The following is a 17,047-nucleotide window of genomic DNA, read 5'->3' on the forward strand; positions in this document are numbered from 1 at the left end:
TGGGGGCGCACAGACGCTTTCTGCTAAGATGGCCGCTCTGTTACTTAAGGTGTCTAATCATGGCATTTCGCCCTCTTACAGCCCGCGCTCCCGGCGTGTTGCTTCGCGAAGCCAAGCCGTTGAAAGCCATCTTTGGCCATGCGCAACGCTTGGGCCATTTGCAACGCCTGCTCGAAAGCCAGCTGCAGCCGGCCGCACGTGAACATTGTCACGTGGCGTCCTGGCGTGAAGGAAATTTACTGTTAATTGTCACCGACGGCCATTGGGCAACCCGCTTGCGCTATCAGCAAAAACGCTTGCAGCGGCAATTAATGGCATTTGATGAGTTTGCCAGCCTGATGCGCATCCAGTTCAAGGTACAGCCCCCCACCGTCCAGCAAGGCGCGGTGGGGCATACCATGGACTTGTCGGAGAACGCAGCCGAAACCATTCAGGCCACCGCCGACGGTATCAGCGATCCAGGCTTGCGCGCGGCACTTGAGCGACTGGCCGCCCACGCCAAACCCAAGGCCTGAACCGCTACTTGCGCTTGTTACCGCCAAGCAACGACCCCAACAACCCACGCACCAACTGGCGCCCCATCTGATTGGCCGCCTGTTGCATGGCTGACTTGAGCGCCTTGCCCGCCGTAGTGCCCAGGAACGCACCGGCCTTATCGGTAAAACTCGGCTCCTCGGCGGCGGGCTTGGCCTCTTCGGTCGGCCCCAGCTCCTTGCGCGCCATCAGCACTTCATAGGCAGACTCCCGATCGATCGGCTTGTCGTAGCGCCCCAGTAATGGCGAACTGGCGACTATCGCAGCGCGCTCGGCCTCGCTCAGCGGCCCGATCCGCGATTGCGGTGGTGCGACCAGGACGCGTTGGACGACTTCCGGCGTGCCTTTTTCCTGCAAGGTGCCCACCAATGCCTCACCTGTACCCAACTCGGTCAGCACCGCCAGGGCATCAAACGCCGGGTTGGGTCGGAAACCGTCGGCCACCGCCCGCAGGAATTTCTGCTCCTTGGTGGTAAATGCCCGCAGGCCGTGCTGAATACGCAGCCCCAACTGGGCCAGCACGCTGTCCGGCAGGTCACCGGGCGATTGCGTGACGAAATACACGCCAACCCCTTTGGATCGAATCAACCGCACAACCTGCTCAAGACGGTCCTGCAACGCCTTGGGGGTATCGGCGAACAGCAAATGCGCCTCATCGAAAAACAGTGCCAGCAAGGGTTTGTCCGCATCACCGCGCTCCGGCAGTTGTTCGAACAACTCCGCCAGCAGCCACAACAGGAAGGTCGCATACACCTTCGGCGCCTCGTGCACCAGGCGGCTGGCGTCCAGCAGGTGGATGCGTCCACGCCCGTCACTGGCCGGCTGCAAGATATCTTCGAGCTGCAAGGCCGGCTCGCCAAACAAGGCTTCGGCACCTTGCTGCTCCAACACCGCCAGGCGCCGCAACAATGCCTGGCTGGAGCCGGTGGTCATCAGCGCCGCATCGTCGCCCAGCAGTTCCGGGTGATAACGCAAATGGTTGAGCAGCGCCTTGAGATCCTTGAGGTCCAGCAGCAACAGGCCTTCACGGTCCGCAACTTTGAAGGTGGCGTAGAGCGCCGACTGCTGGCTATCGGTGAGCTCCAGCAGAGCGCCGAGCAGCAACGGGCCCATTTCGCTGATGGTGGTGCGCAACGGGTGGCCGGACTGGCCGTGGATATCCCACAACGTCACCGGATAAGCCTTGGCCGTGTATTCAAGAAATGGCATGCCGGCTATACGTTCAGCGACCTTGCCCTGTGGGTTGGCTGCAGCACCCAGGCCGCAAAGGTCGCCCTTGATGTCGGCGGCGAATACCGCCACCCCCGCATCACTGAACGCTTCGGCCAGGCGCTGCAAGGTGACGGTCTTGCCGGTGCCAGTGGCCCCGGCAATAAGCCCATGGCGGTTGGCCAGGCGCATGGCCTGGGCGATTGGCTGGCCTTCAAGGTCGGCGCCGATCAAGAGTTGCGAGGCGTGAGGCATTTTGTCACCCATGGTTAATCTTTGGTTCCGCCAGGTCGATATAGACGGATGTGAGACCCACGAAGTCTAAAAATAGGTCAGATAGTTCCTACAGGAACCGGAGGAGCTATCACAAGAAGTATCACACCTTTTTTGACGCTGCCATTCTGCGCATCCCACAAGGGCGCGCATTGATATTAAGACCTTAGCGGACCCTACAAGCCATGAATAAAAATCTGCGCTTCAGCCACAAAATCCTGCTTGCAGCCTCCCTTATCGTCATCGCCGCTTTTGCGCTGTTCACCCTCTACAACGACTACCTGCAACGCAACGCTATCCGTGATGACCTCAACAACTACCTGCATGAAATGGGCGACGTCACCGCCGGCGATATTCAAACCTGGCTCACCGGGCGCATTGCCCTGGTAGAAAACGCCGCGCAGAACATCGCCACTAACCCCGAGCCCTCGGCCGTTGCCAGCCTGTTGGAACAGAAAACCCTGACCTCTTCGTTCATGGCCACCTACGTGGGTGACAGCAAGGGTGCTTTTACCATCCGCCCCGATACCAAGATGCCCGACGGTTTCGACCCACGTGTTCGCCCCTGGTACAAGGGCGCGCAGAGCAGCAACGGTTCGACCCTGACCGAACCTTATATCGATGCTGCCACCGGCAAGTTGATCATTTCCATCGCGACCCCAAGCACCAAGGCTGGCCAAAATATCGGCGTGGTCGGCGGTGACCTGAGCCTACAAACCCTTGTGGATAACATTGGTGCGCTGAAATTCGGCGGCAGGGGCTATGCGTTCCTCGTCAGTGCCGACGGCAAGGTGCTGGTTCACCCGGACAAAGACCTGGTGATGAAAACCCTGGCCGACATGTATCCGAAAAATACGCCGAAAATCAGCAGCGATTTCAGCGAAGTCGAGGCCAACGGCAAGGACAACATCGTGACGTTTACACCGATCAAGGGCCTGCCATCGGTGAACTGGTACCTCGGCATTTCGGTGGATAAAGACAAATCCTTCGCCATGCTCAGCGAGTTTCGCAACTCGGCGGTGATCGCCACCGTCATTGCCGTGGTGATCATCATCGCCCTGCTGGGCATGTTGATCCGTGTGCTGTTGCAACCCCTGCACCTGATGACCCGCGCCATGCAGGACATCGCTGACGGCGAGGGCGACCTGACTCGCCGCCTGACCATCCAGAATCACGACGAATTCGGCATGCTGGGTAACGCATTCAACCGCTTCGTAGAGCGGATTCATACATCGATCCGCGAAGTGTCCTCGGCCACCGAGCAGGTCAATGAAGTGGCACTGCGGGTGGTCAGCGCCTCCAATTCGTCGATGGTCAACTCCGACGAACAGGCCAACCGCACCAACAGCGTCGCCGCCGCCATCAACGAACTGGGGGCCGCCGCTCAGGAAATCGCGCGCAACGCAGCGCTGGCTTCGCACCAGGCCAGTGATGCACGGCACTTGGCCGAAGATGGCCAGCAAGTGGTTGAGCGTAATATCAAGGCGATGAACCAGCTGTCGGCGATGATTAGTGCTTCGAGCAGCAATATCGAAGAACTCAATAGCAAAACGGTGAATATCGGACAGATTCTGGAAGTGATCACCAGTATTTCCCAGCAAACCAACCTGCTGGCGCTGAACGCAGCCATCGAAGCGGCCCGCGCCGGGGAAGCCGGACGTGGGTTTGCAGTGGTTGCCGATGAAGTGCGCAACTTGGCCCACCGCACCCAGGAGTCGGCTCAACAAGTGCAAAAGATGATCGAGGAGCTGCAAGTCGGCGCCCGGGATTCAGTCAGCACCATGAGTGAAAGCCAGCGCCACAGCCATGACAGCGTGGACATCGCCAACCTGGCCGGCGAGCGCCTGAACAGCGTAACCCAGCGTATTGGTGAAATTGACGGCATGAACCAATCGGTCGCCACCGCCACCGAAGAACAGACCTCGGTGGTGGAGTCGATCAATATGGACATCACCGAGATCAACACCCTCAACCAGGAGGGTGTGGAAAACCTGCAATCAACCCTGCGCGCCTGCGCTGATCTGGAACAACAGGCCGCACGGTTGAAGCAACTGGTGGGCAGTTTCCGAATCTGACGGCGACGGCCCGTTATTCCCCGCTGGGCTCGGGCTTGGCCTGCTCGCGCTCCCACAATTCGGCGGCACCTGGAAATTCAGTGCCGTCGTCACTGTCCAGATCATCTGGGTCATAACGACTCAAACAGCCCTCCCCCAATGTTGCCGGGGCTTTTGATGTAGCTTTATCCAGTGGGTCGCTCATCAGTCAATCCTCAATGGCACACAACGAAAAAGGGCCTGGGACGATTTAACGCCCAGGCCCTTTATTGTTCAATCACAACGCGCTGATCAGAATACGACGGTCTTGTTGCCGTGAACCAACACGCGATCTTCCAGGTGATAGCGCAGGCCACGGGCCAGGACCATTTTTTCGACGTCACGGCCGAAACGCACCATGTCTTCAATGCTGTCGCTGTGGCTGACACGTACCACGTCCTGCTCGATGATCGGACCGGCGTCCAGCTCCTCGGTGACATAGTGGCAAGTTGCACCGATCAGCTTCACGCCGCGCAGGGAGGCCTGGTGGTACGGCTTGGCCCCGACAAACGACGGCAGGAAACTGTGGTGAATATTGATCACCTTGCCGGCGTACTCGCGGCACAGCTCCGGCGGCAGGATCTGCATGTAGCGCGCCAGCACCACAACGTCGGCTTCGTGCTGCTTGACCAGGCGCGATACTTCGGCGAACGCCGGCTCTTTATCCTGCGGGTTGACCGGCACGTGGTAGTACGGGATGCCGTGCCATTCGACCATGCTGCGAAGGTCGTCATGGTTGGAGATCACACAAGCAATCTCGCAATCCAGTTCGTCGCTGTGCCAGCGGTGCAGCAAGTCGGCCAGGCAATGGGACTCACGGCTGGCCATCAACACCACGCGTTTTTTCTGCTCGGTGTCGGTGATGTGCCAGGTCATCGAAAACTCTTCGGCGATCGGCGCAAATGCCTCGCGGAAGGCCTCAAGGCCAAACGGCAGCGTATCGGCACGGATCTCGTGACGCATGAAGAACCAACCGCTGAGATTGTCCGAGTGATGGCTGGCCTCGGTGATCCAGCCGTTGTGGGACGCCAGAAAGTTACTGACTTTGGCAACGATACCTACCCGGTCCGGGCAAGCAATCACCAGCCGAAAAGTGCGCATTAGGGGGAGACTCCAGAACTTCGCAAAGGCCGCCATTCTAGCGATTGCGCGGCAAAACTGCATTATTCCTTAGCGCTTATTCTGACCGCCCGCTTTCGGTTTCCCCCTTAATAACCTAAGGGTTTACCACCTTTATATGAATCTACTGCGTCATTCTCAGCCCACCCCCACTATTTCAAGGCAATTATCTTTAGGCATACGACCTAGTAATTAATTCGATGGCAGGGGTTTGCTACAAACATCCAAAGTAATTCACATAAATACACCCTTAAATGTTTACTTGGGGAAACTGCCTGACTATTATTAGGCCACTCTCCCTGTCAATCAGCGCTCTACATAAGGTAGTCCACATGTCTCTGATCAACGAATACCGTGCCACCGAAGAAGCTATCAAAGAGCTGCAAGCCCGTTTGAAGAATCTGTCCCAAGACGACAAACTGCAAACCGAGCTGGAATTTGAAGGCAAACTGCGCACCCTGATGGGCGAATACTCCAAATCCCTGCGTGACATCATCGCGCTGCTGGATCCAGAGTCGAAAGTTAAGGCACCTCGCGGCGCCGTGAAAACTACCGGCACCAAGCGTGCTCGCAAGGTCAAGCAATACAAAAACCCGCACAACGGCGAAGTGATTGAAACCAAAGGTGGCAACCACAAAACGCTGAAAGAGTGGAAAGCCAAGTGGGGTGGTGACGTGGTTGAAGGCTGGGCTACCCTGCTGGGCTAAGCCTCGCGAGGCTCCTGCCAGATACGCGACACATCAGAAAACGCCAGCTTGCTGGCGTTTTTTATTGCCTGGGCGTTCTGTAAAAACCGACTACAGACGCATTCGCGCGGCTAAAGACTCGGCATATTCCTGCCATTGGTCCAGCACGCCAATCTGAAATGGCGTCGCACTAACAATCAACTCCTGCCGCGCCTGATTAAATGCCTCCAAGGTAATTGGTGCCCCCCACTCCGGATTTGACAAACGCTGCTGACAGAAAAGTTTCCAGCGTTGTTGCTCCTCGCTATTCAAGGTATCGGGGAAGTTACGCGCACGGTAGCGGAACAATAATTCGGGCAAACGCTGATCATCAAACGGCCACTGCTGGCGTGCTAGTTGTGCCGGTTCGGCCAGCCGGACTTGCTCACATAAACGTCGATCTCGATCACCGATAAAACCATCGTACAGCTGCTGTTCCGGGTCCGAGTTGGGCGCAAATTCCTCCTCGGCATAAATAGCCGCCAACTTACCTTGCCAAAGTTCTTGTGCGTCAGTTAGCCGCAGCGCTCGGGCCTGGTACATTTCCATGTCCAATTGCAGGCGCTCACGATCTTCGGCCCGTAGAACATTCAGCGGCGCGACCACTGGGCAACGGTTGATATGCACCAACTTGAGCGGTACCGGCAGTTCGCCCTCGGCCAGGTCATCACGGCGGGTATAAAGACGTCGACGCAAGGTGTCCGCATCCAATTCCAGCAACCCCTGAGGATCAAGCCCAAGGTCACAGACGATCAACGCGTTGCGATTGCGCGGATGCCAGGCCAGGGGCAGGACCACGCCCAGATAATGGCGCTCGGCAGAAAAACGCCCGGAAATATGCACCATGGGTTGCAGCAAGCGCACTTGGTCCATCACCCGCTGCTTGCTGCGCAATTGAAACAGCCAGTCGTACAGCTTGGGTTGTTTCTCGCGAACCAATCGAGCCAAGGCAATAGTGGCACGCACGTCGGACAACGCATCGTGGGCCTGGCCATGATCAATACTGTTGGCTTCGGTCAGACGCTCTAGCTTGAGCGTGACGCGGCCATCCTGTTGCGGCCATTCGATACCCTCCGGGCGCAGGGCGTAGGCAGTACGAACCACGTCGATCAGGTCCCATCGACTGTTGCCGCCCTGCCATTCCCGCGCGTAGGGATCGAAAAAATTGCGATACAGGCTGTAGCGCGTCATCTCATCGTCGAACCGCAAGGTGTTGTAACCGGCACCGCACGTGCCAGGTGCAGCCAACTCGGCGTGAACCCGCGTCATGAAATCGGCCTCGGCGAGGCCTTTTTCCGCCAGGATCGCCGGGGTTATACCGGTAATTGCGCAGGCAGCCGGATGGGGCAGGATATCGTCGGCAGGCTGGCAATAAAGATTCACCGGCTGGCCGATCTCATTGAGCTCAAGGTCCGTTCGGATGCCAGCTACTTGAAGGGGGCGATCGTTGCGCGGGTTAATGCCGGTGGTTTCATAGTCGTACCAGAAAATGGAGGTCACGGGCTATTCCTGTACTGAAGATCAACAAAGTCTAGGCGCTGAACGGTCCTCGCCGCCAGCGCCAAATACACTGTACAAACATCCAGCAAAATGTTGAGTGGTTGCTTCCATCGCCGACACTGCTAGCATCCGAGTCTCCCAGCCGTTTTGCACTGCCAAGGATCGCAATGCCATCAGCCTCATTGGATACCCGCTACCAAATCGAGACCCCGGAGGGCATCGACCTGCCTTTGCGCCCGGCCGGCTTGGTACCACGCGCGCTGGCCTTCGCATTCGACCTTGGCGTACGCGGGCTAATGATGGGCGTGCTCCTGGTGCCCTTGGCACTGTTGGGCAACATTGGCATCGGCCTGGGATCCCTGCTGCTGTTTTTGGTCAGTTGGTGGTACATGGTGCTTTTCGAGGTGCTTAATCAAGGCTGCTCACCGGGCAAACAGGTGATGGGGTTGCGCGTAGTCCAGGACGACGGCACTCCGGTCAGTTGGTCAGCATCGCTGATCCGCAATTTGCTGCGGTTTGTCGACATGCTTCCGTTTGGCTACTTCCTCGGCGCCATCAGCTGCCTGCAGCACCCCCACTTCAAACGCCTCGGCGACTTGGCTGCCGGTACGCTGGTGATCTACCGAGAATCCCCCATGGTGCGGCCTAAAGTCCCGCAAGTGGCCGCACTGCGCCTGCCCTTTGCCCTGGACCTCAGCGAACAAAGGGCCATCCTTGGCTTCGCCGAGCGCCAGGGTGAGTTGTCGGCCGAGCGGGTTCACGAACTCGCCTCGATTCTCGCAACGCCCCTGCAAGTATCACCGGCTCGCGCGGTGGAACAACTCAATGGCGTGGCTCGCGGCCTGCTGGGGCCGACATGAAACAGAGCATGTTCGAAAGCCGCCACCAGCTTCAATGGCAAGCCTTTGCCGAACAACTCAAGCAGTTGGAGCAAGGCAAAACCAAGCCCGGTGACGTGGCCACTTTTCCGCTTCAATACCGGCGCCTGTGCCAGCATCTGGCCCTGGCCCAAGAGCGCGGCTACAGCAGTTACCTGGTGGATTCGTTGCAACAACTTGCCCTGCGCGGGCACCAACAGATGTACCGTCACCGCGGTCAATTGACGGCAAACGTGTTGGGTTTCGTGCTGGCCGACTTCCCTCGACTGGTTCGCGAACAGTGGCGTTTCGTGTTGATCGCCAGCCTGCTGTTTTTTGGCAGCCTGGTGGGCATAGCCCTGCTGGTCTACCTGTTTCCCGACATGATCTACAGCATCGTCAGCCCGCAGCAAGTGGCCGAAATGCAGGGCATGTACGACCCCGATGCCAGCCGCCTGGGTCGCGCTGCCGAGCGAGCATCGAGCGAAGACTGGATGATGTTCGGCTACTACGTGATGCACAACATCGGCATTGCCTTCCAAACCTTTGCCGCCGGCCTGCTATTCGGCTTGGGCAGCGTGTTTTTTCTGATTTACAACGGCCTGATCATCGGTGCGATCTCCGGGCACTTGACCGAAATCGGCTACGGCCAGACCTTCTGGTCATTCGTCATCGGACACGGTGCCTTCGAGCTTACGGCCATCGCCCTGGCAGGCGCCGCCGGCCTGCAGCTGGGCTGGGCACTGATCGCCCCCGGCCAGCTGCCGCGCAGCGAGTCCTTGCGGTTGGCGGCACGTAAAAGCGTACAGATGTTATGCGGTGTCATGGTTTTTCTGCTGATTGCGGCATTTATCGAGGCTTACTGGTCGTCCACCACCCAGATCGCCCCCTGGGTCAAATACCTCGTGGGGGCATCCCTTTGGCTGATGGTCGCCGCCTATCTCACCCTTGCCGGGCGGACCGACCATGCGCCTGAGTGATGCCAGCGTGGTGATTCGCCCGCGCAGTTCCTGGGAAGCCATGGACCTGGGGGTGTTAATGGCTCGGGAATATCGCCAACTATTGATGAGTAGTTGGGCCCTGGTGACATTGCCTATGTTCGCTCTGATTACCGCACTGCTGTGGAAATACCCGTCCACAGCCATGTTCCTGCTCTGGTGGCTCAAGCCGGCGTTTGATCGCTTGCCGCTGTATATCCTGTCCAAGGCGTTGTTTGGTGAAACGCCCAGCCTCAAACAGGCCGTGCGCCAATGGCCACGCTTATTGAACGGCCAACTGCTCGCCAGTTTGACGTGGCGACGGTTCAGCTTGAGTCGCAGTTTTGTCATGCCGGTCAGCCAGCTCGAAGGCCTCGACGGCCACTCCCGGCAAAAACGCCTCGGGGTGCTGCTACAGCACAATGCCGGCGCGGCGCGCTGGCTGACCATCATCGGCGCTCACCTGGAAATTGGCCTGTGGTTCGGCTGCATGGCGCTGTTCTATCTATTTATTCCGCAACAAGTCGAGCTGGGCTGGGACTGGCAACGCCTGGCACTGTCGACCAGCACTGAAGCGTTGTGGTTGGAGCACTTGAGCAACGCCTTCTACGCCCTGGTCCTGGTGTTTTGGGAGCCGATCTACGTCGCCTGCGGATTCAGCCTCTACCTCAATCGCCGCACTGTGCTTGAGGCGTGGGACCTTGAACTGGTTTTCCGGCGCCTGCGAGAACGCCTGAGCAGCGTAGCGCCGCTGATGCTGCTGTTAATTGCGATGACGCTGCTGCCTTTCAGTCAGTCGGCCATGGCCAATGACGCCAAACTGCCAAGCCCCGCCAGCGCGAGCCAATCGATCAAGTCCGTACTGGAAAACCCTCCCTTCAAGAATCCGGAAACCGTTACCCGCTATCGATTTGACGGAGAAAAACCTGCGGCTGAAAACAAACCCCACGGTGACGGCAAGCTTCCTGCGTGGTTACAGGCGCTGCTGGGTAATCTCAACAGCAACGCTTTCAAACATGTCGCCCAAGGCTTGGAAGTGCTGCTATGGAGTCTGCTGATTGCGGGCTTGGCACTGGTGGTCTGGCGCTACCGCGATTGGTTGCAAACCTTTGTCAGCCGACGTGGGCCACGCCCACCTAACGTCGCCAAGCCTGCACCTACGCAATTATTTGGGCTGCAACTGGGCACTGAAACCTTGCCCGAGGATATCGCCACCACCGCCGAGCAACTGTGGGCCAGCCAACCACGGGAAGCACTCGGTCTGCTCTATCGCGGTCTGCTCAGCAGGTTATTGCATGACTTCAACCTGCCATTGAAAAGCGCGGACACCGAAGGCCAGGTCTTGGACCGCGTTCACCAGTTGCAACAACCGCAGTTGCTGGCGTTCAGTAATGAACTGACGCAACACTGGCAAAACCTTGCCTACGGTCATCACCTTCCTCCCGCGTCTGTTCAACAAAAACTGTGCAGTGACTGGCGTGCCCTCTTCAGTTCGGGGGGAGCATGTTGAATCGGCTATTACTGTGGCTTGGCCTGCTGTTGGCGTGCCTGCTCGGTGCGGGTGCCCTTTATGCCTGGCACAAGGCAATCCCTTATGAGGAAGTGATCGATCGCGGCCCTTCACCAGATGCAATGGCCAACCCCTATCTGGCGGCCGAGCACTTTCTGCGCCAGCAAGGGCTGGTCGTTGAGCATGCCGATAATCTTGAACGGCTGACCACCCTACCCTCTAAAGACAACAGCTTTCTGCTGTTGGGGGAACGCAGCAATATGCCCCCCCGCCAGGTAGAACAACTATTGGACTGGGCAAAGGCAGGCGGCCACCTGTTGTTAGTGGCCGAAGCGCTGTGGGATGAAGAGACCGGCAAAAGCGGCGACTTGCTGCTCGATCGTCTGCAGGTTCACCAGCTATTGAGCGATGAACCTGATGAACCCGTCCAGGCCCGCAAAAAGAAAGCGCCGGACCTGACCAAACTTTATGTCGACAACGAAACCGCTCCGGCCTATTTCAGCTTCGACACAGACTTTAACCTCACTGACCCCAAGCACCTGGCGCAATTCTCAGCCAACAGCGCCAACTCTAGCCACCTGATGCAACTCAACCTCGGGGAAGGCCGTGTAACGGTCATCACCGACAGCGATCTGTGGAAAAACCCCAACATCGGCAAACATGATAACGCCTGGCTGCTGTGGTACTTGAACCAAGGTAATGCCGTGACCTTGCTGTTCAACAGCGACGTGGATGACCTGTTCACCTTGGTGGTGCGTTACTTTCCCCAGGCGCTGGTGGCACTGACTGCCTTGATCGCCCTCGCACTCTGGCACGCAGGGATGCGCCAAGGCCCAATTCAGACGCCTGCCCCCAAAGCCCGGCGGCAGTTGCAGGAACACTTGAAAGCCAGCGCCGACTTCCTGTTACGTCGCAGCGGCCAAGGCACCCTGTTACACGCCTTGCAGCGCGACATCCTGCGGGCCGCGCGGCGGCGTCATCCCGGCTTCGAGCATCTTGAAAACGTCGAACAGTGGCGGGTGCTTGGGCACCTGACGCATCAACCCTCTCACGTCATCAGCCAGGCCCTCGGCCCACTGCCGGATAAACGCCTTTCCAGCGCGGACTTCTGCCGACAGGTGGCGTGCCTGCAAACCCTCAGGAATGCCCTATGAGCGAATTTCCAACGGCCACTGCCCCGACGGGCGAACCCTTGCACCGCGCCAGCCAGCAAGCCCAGGCCCTGCGTACCGAATTGCGTAAGGCAGTGATAGGCCAGGATCAGGTGATCGACGATGTGCTGACGGCTCTAATTGCCGGCGGCCATGTGTTGCTCGAAGGCGTACCCGGCTTGGGCAAGACCTTGCTGGTACGGGCACTGGCACGTTGTTTCGACGGCGACTTCGCGCGCATCCAGTTCACGCCGGACCTGATGCCCAGCGATGTCACCGGCCACGCCGTCTATGACTTGCACACCGAGCAGTTCAAGCTGCGCAAAGGGCCGGTATTCACCCACCTATTGCTAGCCGACGAAATCAACCGTGCCCCAGCCAAGACCCAGGCGGCCCTGCTTGAAGCCATGCAGGAACGGCAAGTGACCCTTGAAGGTGAGGCGATGCCTATCGGCCAACCGTTCATGGTGCTGGCAACCCAGAATCCCATCGAGCAGGAAGGTACCTACCCGCTGCCGGAAGCGGAACTGGACCGCTTCATGCTCAAGGTGCGCATGGACTATCCCGACGCCCGGCACGAACTGGATATGGTGCGAGAAGTGACGCGCTCATCCCGAGCCGACATGCTTGACGTACAGCCGTTGCGCACGGTGCTGCAAGCCGAAGACGTGCTGCAACTGCAACAAATCGCCAGTGAATTGGCGCTGGACGAACAAGTCCTCGATTACGCCGTGCGACTGGCGCGCGCTACCCGCAATTGGCCGGGGCTGGCCATCGGCGCCGGGCCCCGAGCGTCCATCGCGTTGGTTCGCGGCGCCCGCGCTCGTGCACTGTTACGCGGGGGCGAGTTCGTTACGCCGGATGACATCAAGGGCTGCGCGCTCGCGGTACTGCGCCACCGGGTGCGTATAGCGCCAGAGTTGGACATTGATGGGCTGGAGGTCGACCAGGTGCTCCAGCAGTTACTGGATCAGATTCCAGCTCCGCGGCAATGACCTGCCCATGAAACCAACCCGCCTGTTGTTGAGCTGGCTAAGTGTGTTGCTGGGCTTGAACATCCTGCTAGGTATTGCTGCAGCATTGCAGTTCAAACTGCCCGACACTCTGCACGCTGTCGCGTGGGGCTTGCTCCTCGCGCTGTTGCTGCTCGCCTTGCTGGATGCCGCACGCTTGCGCCGCCGCCCCTGCGTGCGGGTACAACGAAAAATGCCCGCCAGCCTGGCACTCGGACGCTGGGGCGAAGTGCGCCTTACGCTAGAACATAACTACCTACAACCGCTGACTGTACGGGTGTTCGATCACGCCCCCGACGGGCTGAACGTAGAGGGCATGCCCCAGTCCATCGAGCTGCGACCCGGAGAACGCAGTGAACTGGGCTATCGTTTGCGGCCTGTGCGACGCGGGCATTTCAGTTTCAGTCGCTGCGAAATCCACCTGCCCAGTCCCTTGGGGCTGTGGTCGGCTCGGCATTTTGTCGACGTCGACGATTCCACCCGTGTCTATCCAGACTTCGCTCGCCTGTATGGCGCTCAACTGCTGGGCGTGGATAACTGGCTGAGTCAACTCGGGGTGCGACAGCGCCAACGACGGGGGCTGGGGTTGGAGTTTCACCAGTTGCGCGAATTTCGCGAGGGCGACAGCCTGCGCCAGATCGACTGGAAAGCCACTGCACGCCAGCGCACCCCCATCGCCCGCGAATATCAGGATGAGCGCGACCAGCAAATCATCTTCATGCTCGATTGCGGCCGACGCATGCGCAGCCAGGATGATGAGCTTTCGCACTTTGACCACGCGCTCAACGCCTGCCTGTTGCTTAGCTATGTCGCGTTGCGCCAGGGCGATGCGGTGGGGCTGTGCACCTTTGCTGGCGAACAGCCGCGCTACCTGGTGCCGGTCAAAGGCAGCAGTCAATTGAACCGCTTGCTCAACGCGGTCTATGACCTGGACACCACTCGCCGAACGGCTGATTACCAGGCCGCAGCCAACCAGCTGTTAGCCCGGCAGAAACGCCGGGCATTGGTGATCCTGGTTACCAACCTGCGGGATGAAGACGATGAAGCATTGCTGGCGGCGGTCAATCAGATAAGTCGTCAACATCGTGTGCTGGTAGCCAGTCTACGCGAGGAAGTGCTTGATCAACTGCGTCAGTCCCCCGTGCAAACCTTGCCCGAAGCCTTGGCCTACAGCGGCACCGTCGATTACCTCAACACACGCGATGAACTGTACGACCGTTTAAGCGCCAACGGCCTGTCGATACTGGACACGCGGCCATCCGAACTCGGCGCAGCCCTTGTCACGCGCTACTTGGGTTGGAAAAAAGCCGGGGTATTTTGAGAAGGGGGTGCACGACCACGGCTGGAGTGATAACACCCGAGCCGGGTCGACGACGCGCTGTAGCTAGACTGAAGCCTGCAGGGGGTCAAAACTGAAGTAATGCAACAATACGTTGATCAGTTGCCCGTACTCCTCGGGCGCCTGAAGCACGCTGAACCCGGAATCATAATGCTGCGGGTTGATATCTTCATGACTCCACAGACAGGTCGCCGTGAGGTCAATTGCATGGAACGAGCCGTCAGCCGCCGGGATCTTCAAGCGTAGCTCAAAGTCCACGTCGACCATCATGGGCAACTGGCTGATTAACATAAGCCCGCCTTCCGAGACGTTGCCCAAAAAGCCGATAGGCTTGTCAGTGAGACGATTAAACACTTGCAGGAAGTAAGGAAGCTGATGCCGCTCGATCCGTCGGTCGGTAAACATGGTGAGATCGCCATCCAGTGGCCATGACTCTGGCCGTGCCAGTGATTCGGAACAGGCAAAAAACACCCGCTCTCCCTGGATCTCGGTGTGACAACAGACGATGCTTTGTCACTAGACAGCTGCCGAATCCGGGCCCCGCATTCGTTCGAATAGAAACTTGTACAAACGAACATTCAAAGAATAGCCCAAGACTGACAGCGGGCCAGTTATGAAATGACGAATATCATCACAAAGACGCTGGACGCGGTTGAGCGACGCTCGCACCGGGGTAATGCCCCAGTTGTTGCAGGGTGTCGAGCCGCGCTCGGGCGCGGTAGGCGTATTCGCTCGACGGATACTGGTTAATGATGAACTGGTAGGTTTGCACGGCGTCAACGAACAGTTTCTGCCGTTCAAGGCATTGGCCACGCAACATCGAGACCTCCGGCTGCACATAACGTCGGGTGCGACTTTCACGGTCGACCTGGGACAATTCCAGGGTGACACGCTCGCAATCACCGACCTTGTAGGCGCGGTAGGCGTTGTTCAAATGGTGGTCCATCGACCAGCGGGTGCAGCCGACAACACTGACGGCCAGGGCAGCAACGAGCAAAATTCGCATGAGGGTTCTCCTGTCTTGTGCAGTGTATCGACCCCTCGTCAAAAATCTTCAAGGTTGTTCGTATTCAGCCGCAACGAAAACAAGTCAATCGTCGATAAGTAGTGCAAAGGAACAATGACTACAACGAAAGAGCATAGTAGCCTTCCTCAGCGCTTGAACTCAGGAGTCTGTGCATGTCCGTCCGTCGCACCAAAATCGTCGCCACCCTTGGCCCGGCCAGCAACTCGCCGGAAGTCCTCGAACAGCTGATTCTGGCTGGTTTGGACGTCGCCCGTCTGAACTTCTCCCACGGCACCCCGGACGAGCACAAGGCTCGTGCCAAGCTGGTACGTGACCTGGCCGCCAAGCACGGCCGCTTCGTCGCTCTGCTGGGTGACCTGCAAGGCCCGAAAATCCGTATTGCCAAATTCACCAACAAGCGTATCGAGCTGAAGATCGGTGACAAGTTCACCTTCTCTACCAGCCATCCGCTGACCGAAGGCAACCAGCAAGTCGTGGGTATCGACTACCCGGACCTGGTCAAGGACTGCGGTGTCGGTGACGAGCTGCTGCTGGACGACGGTCGCGTGGTCATGCGCGTCGATACCGCGACCCCGACTGAACTGAACTGCACCGTGATCATCGGCGGCCCGCTGTCGGACCACAAAGGCATCAACCGTCGTGGTGGTGGCCTCACGGCGCCGGCCCTGACCGAAAAAGACAAGGCCGACATCAAGCTCGCCGCCGAAATGGAAGTGGACTACCTCGCCGTGTCCTTCCCGCGCGACGCTGCCGACATGGAATACGCCCGTAAACTGCGCGACGAAGCCGGCGGCACCGCCTGGCTGGTGGCGAAGATCGAACGCGCCGAAGCCGTAGCCGATGACGAAACCCTGGACGGCCTGATCAACGCCTCCGACGCCGTGATGGTTGCCCGTGGCGACCTGGGCGTGGAGATCGGTGACGCCGAACTGATCGGCATCCAGAAAAAGATCATCCTGCACGCACGCCGCCACAACAAGGCCGTGATCGTGGCGACCCAGATGATGGAGTCGATGATCCAGAACCCGATGCCGACCCGTGCCGAAGTGTCCGACGTGGCCAACGCCGTGCTCGACTACACCGACGCCGTGATGCTCTCGGCTGAAAGTGCTGCCGGCCCTTACCCGCTGGAAGCGGTGCAAGCCATGGCGCGCATCTGCGTTGGCGCTGAAAAGCACCCGACCAGCAAGACCTCCAGCCACCGTATCGGCAAAGTGTTCGAAAGCTGCGACCAGAGCATCGCCCTGGCTGCCATGTACACCGCCAACCACTTCCCAGGTGTCAAAGCGATCATTGCCTTGACCGAAAGTGGCTACACCCCGTTGATCATGTCGCGTATCCGTTCTTCGGTGCCGATCTACGCGTTCACCCCACACCGCGAAGCTCAAGCCCGCGTGGCGATGTTCCGTGGCGTGTACACCATCCCGTTCGACCCGGCTTCGCTGGCACCGAACGAAGTCAGCCAGAAGGCGATTGACGAGTTGGTCAAACGCGGCGTCGTAGAAAAAGGCGACTGGGTCATCCTGACCAAGGGCGACAGCTACCACACTACCGGTGGCACCAATGGCATGAAGATCCTGCACGTGGGCGACCCGCAGGTCTAATTGACCGGTAAATGAGGAAGCCCCGACTGGTTCGGGGCTTTTTTATGCCTATGGGTTTTGTGTTGCCAGGGAGGGCCTCATCGCGGGTAAGCCCGGCGCTCACAGATGAGCGCATT

The 17,047-nt window shown here is 58.8% G+C and carries 16 protein-coding genes and 1 pseudogene; 11 read left to right on the top strand and 6 right to left on the bottom strand.

Annotated elements, in window-relative coordinates:
• The first annotated feature begins 59 nt into the window (after window positions 1–59).
• A complete protein-coding gene (locus HF257_RS20775) occupies window positions 60–515 on the top strand; it encodes a DUF721 domain-containing protein (protein WP_185708085.1) in 456 nt (151 codons plus the stop codon).
• A gap of 4 nt (window positions 516–519) precedes the next feature.
• Here HF257_RS20775 and HF257_RS20780 read toward each other — a convergent pair whose 3' ends face one another.
• Window positions 520–1,998: a helicase HerA-like domain-containing protein gene (locus tag HF257_RS20780; protein ID WP_185708211.1), complete on the bottom strand. Its 1,479-nt coding sequence runs from the start codon at window positions 1,996–1,998 to the stop codon at window positions 520–522.
• A gap of 203 nt (window positions 1,999–2,201) precedes the next feature.
• On the opposite strand from HF257_RS20780, the pseudogene HF257_RS33630 reads away from it, so the two are divergent.
• Window positions 2,202–3,233: pseudogene (locus HF257_RS33630) on the top strand (HAMP domain-containing protein); the annotation flags it as partial.
• Between the two features lie 93 nt (window positions 3,234–3,326).
• Complete coding sequence (locus tag HF257_RS33635; protein ID WP_376750111.1) at window positions 3,327–4,091, top strand: methyl-accepting chemotaxis protein; 765 nt, start codon at window positions 3,327–3,329, stop codon at window positions 4,089–4,091.
• Window positions 4,092–4,104: 13 nt separating this feature from the next.
• Here the strand turns inward: HF257_RS33635 and HF257_RS20790 are convergent, their stop codons facing one another.
• Both HF257_RS20790 and purU read right to left on the bottom strand, forming a co-directional pair.
• The gene (locus tag HF257_RS20790) at window positions 4,105–4,275 is read right to left on the bottom strand and encodes a hypothetical protein (protein ID WP_185708087.1); all 171 of its coding nucleotides are present in this window, start codon (window positions 4,273–4,275) and stop codon (window positions 4,105–4,107) included.
• Window positions 4,276–4,361: 86 nt separating this feature from the next.
• Window positions 4,362–5,210 carry a formyltetrahydrofolate deformylase gene (purU, locus tag HF257_RS20795; RefSeq protein ID WP_015885632.1) on the bottom strand — a complete coding sequence of 283 codons (849 nt, stop codon included), beginning with the start codon at window positions 5,208–5,210 and terminating at the stop codon, window positions 4,362–4,364.
• A gap of 350 nt (window positions 5,211–5,560) precedes the next feature.
• On the opposite strand from purU, the gene mvaT reads away from it, so the two are divergent.
• The gene (gene mvaT / locus HF257_RS20800; RefSeq protein ID WP_005790963.1) at window positions 5,561–5,935 is read left to right on the top strand and encodes a histone-like nucleoid-structuring protein MvaT; all 375 of its coding nucleotides are present in this window, start codon (window positions 5,561–5,563) and stop codon (window positions 5,933–5,935) included.
• A 90-nt stretch (window positions 5,936–6,025) separates the two neighbouring features.
• On the opposite strand, the gene sbcB is transcribed toward mvaT, so the two are convergent.
• Entirely contained in the window at window positions 6,026–7,453 is a 1,428-nt protein-coding gene (gene sbcB, locus HF257_RS20805; RefSeq protein ID WP_185708088.1) for an exodeoxyribonuclease I, read from the bottom strand.
• A gap of 167 nt (window positions 7,454–7,620) precedes the next feature.
• Here sbcB and HF257_RS20810 point away from each other — a divergent pair, with 167 nt between their 5' ends.
• The 6 genes from HF257_RS20810 to HF257_RS20835 are packed head-to-tail and all read left to right on the top strand — an operon-like array spanning window position 7,621 to window position 14,282.
• Window positions 7,621–8,313, top strand: a complete 693-nt coding sequence (locus HF257_RS20810; RefSeq protein WP_185708089.1) for an RDD family protein — start codon at window positions 7,621–7,623, stop codon at window positions 8,311–8,313.
• Complete coding sequence (locus HF257_RS20815; protein WP_185708090.1) at window positions 8,310–9,290, top strand: stage II sporulation protein M; 981 nt, start codon at window positions 8,310–8,312, stop codon at window positions 9,288–9,290. Before HF257_RS20810 ends, HF257_RS20815 begins: the two co-directional genes overlap by 4 nt.
• Entirely contained in the window at window positions 9,277–10,797 is a 1,521-nt protein-coding gene (locus tag HF257_RS20820) for a DUF4129 domain-containing protein (RefSeq protein WP_185708091.1), read from the top strand. Before HF257_RS20815 ends, HF257_RS20820 begins: the two co-directional genes overlap by 14 nt.
• Complete coding sequence (locus HF257_RS20825; protein WP_185708212.1) at window positions 10,794–11,951, top strand: DUF4350 domain-containing protein; 1,158 nt, start codon at window positions 10,794–10,796, stop codon at window positions 11,949–11,951. The genes HF257_RS20820 and HF257_RS20825 overlap by 4 nt, the downstream gene beginning before the upstream one ends.
• Window positions 11,948–12,943 carry an AAA family ATPase gene (locus HF257_RS20830; RefSeq protein WP_185708092.1) on the top strand — a complete coding sequence of 332 codons (996 nt, stop codon included), beginning with the start codon at window positions 11,948–11,950 and terminating at the stop codon, window positions 12,941–12,943. The genes HF257_RS20825 and HF257_RS20830 overlap by 4 nt, the downstream gene beginning before the upstream one ends.
• Window positions 12,944–12,950: 7 nt before the next feature.
• Window positions 12,951–14,282 carry a DUF58 domain-containing protein gene (locus tag HF257_RS20835; RefSeq protein ID WP_185708093.1) on the top strand — a complete coding sequence of 444 codons (1,332 nt, stop codon included), beginning with the start codon at window positions 12,951–12,953 and terminating at the stop codon, window positions 14,280–14,282.
• 63 nt (window positions 14,283–14,345) lie between these two features.
• Here HF257_RS20835 and HF257_RS20840 read toward each other — a convergent pair whose 3' ends face one another.
• On the bottom strand, window positions 14,346–14,705 hold the full coding sequence (locus HF257_RS20840; protein ID WP_185708094.1) for a PilZ domain-containing protein: 360 nt from the start codon (window positions 14,703–14,705) through the stop codon (window positions 14,346–14,348).
• Between the two features lie 226 nt (window positions 14,706–14,931).
• Window positions 14,932–15,306, bottom strand: a complete 375-nt coding sequence (locus HF257_RS20845; protein WP_071496513.1) for a tol-pal system YbgF family protein — start codon at window positions 15,304–15,306, stop codon at window positions 14,932–14,934.
• 173 nt (window positions 15,307–15,479) lie between these two features.
• Between HF257_RS20845 and pyk the strand changes: the two genes are divergently transcribed.
• Window positions 15,480–16,931 carry a pyruvate kinase gene (pyk, locus tag HF257_RS20850; RefSeq protein WP_185708095.1) on the top strand — a complete coding sequence of 484 codons (1,452 nt, stop codon included), beginning with the start codon at window positions 15,480–15,482 and terminating at the stop codon, window positions 16,929–16,931.
• The last annotated feature ends 116 nt before the right edge of the window (window positions 16,932–17,047 follow it).

It is taken from the genome of Pseudomonas cremoris (assembly GCF_014230465.1).

What these genes read in the sequence shown, in the direction of transcription:
- HF257_RS20775 (WP_185708085.1), top strand. Translation starts at nt 60, where the DNA reads ATGGCATTTCGCCCTCTTACAGCCCGCGCTCCCGGCGTGTTGCTTCGC.
- HF257_RS20780 (WP_185708211.1), bottom strand. Translation starts at nt 1,998, where the DNA reads ATGCCTCACGCCTCGCAACTCTTGATCGGCGCCGACCTTGAAGGCCAG.
- HF257_RS33635 (WP_376750111.1), top strand. Translation starts at nt 3,327, where the DNA reads ATGGTCAACTCCGACGAACAGGCCAACCGCACCAACAGCGTCGCCGCC.
- HF257_RS20790 (WP_185708087.1), bottom strand. Translation starts at nt 4,275, where the DNA reads ATGAGCGACCCACTGGATAAAGCTACATCAAAAGCCCCGGCAACATTG.
- purU (WP_015885632.1), bottom strand. Translation starts at nt 5,210, where the DNA reads ATGCGCACTTTTCGGCTGGTGATTGCTTGCCCGGACCGGGTAGGTATC.
- mvaT (WP_005790963.1), top strand. Translation starts at nt 5,561, where the DNA reads ATGTCTCTGATCAACGAATACCGTGCCACCGAAGAAGCTATCAAAGAG.
- HF257_RS20810 (WP_185708089.1), top strand. Translation starts at nt 7,621, where the DNA reads ATGCCATCAGCCTCATTGGATACCCGCTACCAAATCGAGACCCCGGAG.
- HF257_RS20815 (WP_185708090.1), top strand. Translation starts at nt 8,310, where the DNA reads ATGAAACAGAGCATGTTCGAAAGCCGCCACCAGCTTCAATGGCAAGCC.
- HF257_RS20820 (WP_185708091.1), top strand. Translation starts at nt 9,277, where the DNA reads ATGCGCCTGAGTGATGCCAGCGTGGTGATTCGCCCGCGCAGTTCCTGG.
- HF257_RS20830 (WP_185708092.1), top strand. Translation starts at nt 11,948, where the DNA reads ATGAGCGAATTTCCAACGGCCACTGCCCCGACGGGCGAACCCTTGCAC.
- HF257_RS20835 (WP_185708093.1), top strand. Translation starts at nt 12,951, where the DNA reads ATGAAACCAACCCGCCTGTTGTTGAGCTGGCTAAGTGTGTTGCTGGGC.
- HF257_RS20840 (WP_185708094.1), bottom strand. Translation starts at nt 14,705, where the DNA reads ATGTTTACCGACCGACGGATCGAGCGGCATCAGCTTCCTTACTTCCTG.
- HF257_RS20845 (WP_071496513.1), bottom strand. Translation starts at nt 15,306, where the DNA reads ATGCGAATTTTGCTCGTTGCTGCCCTGGCCGTCAGTGTTGTCGGCTGC.
- pyk (WP_185708095.1), top strand. Translation starts at nt 15,480, where the DNA reads ATGTCCGTCCGTCGCACCAAAATCGTCGCCACCCTTGGCCCGGCCAGC.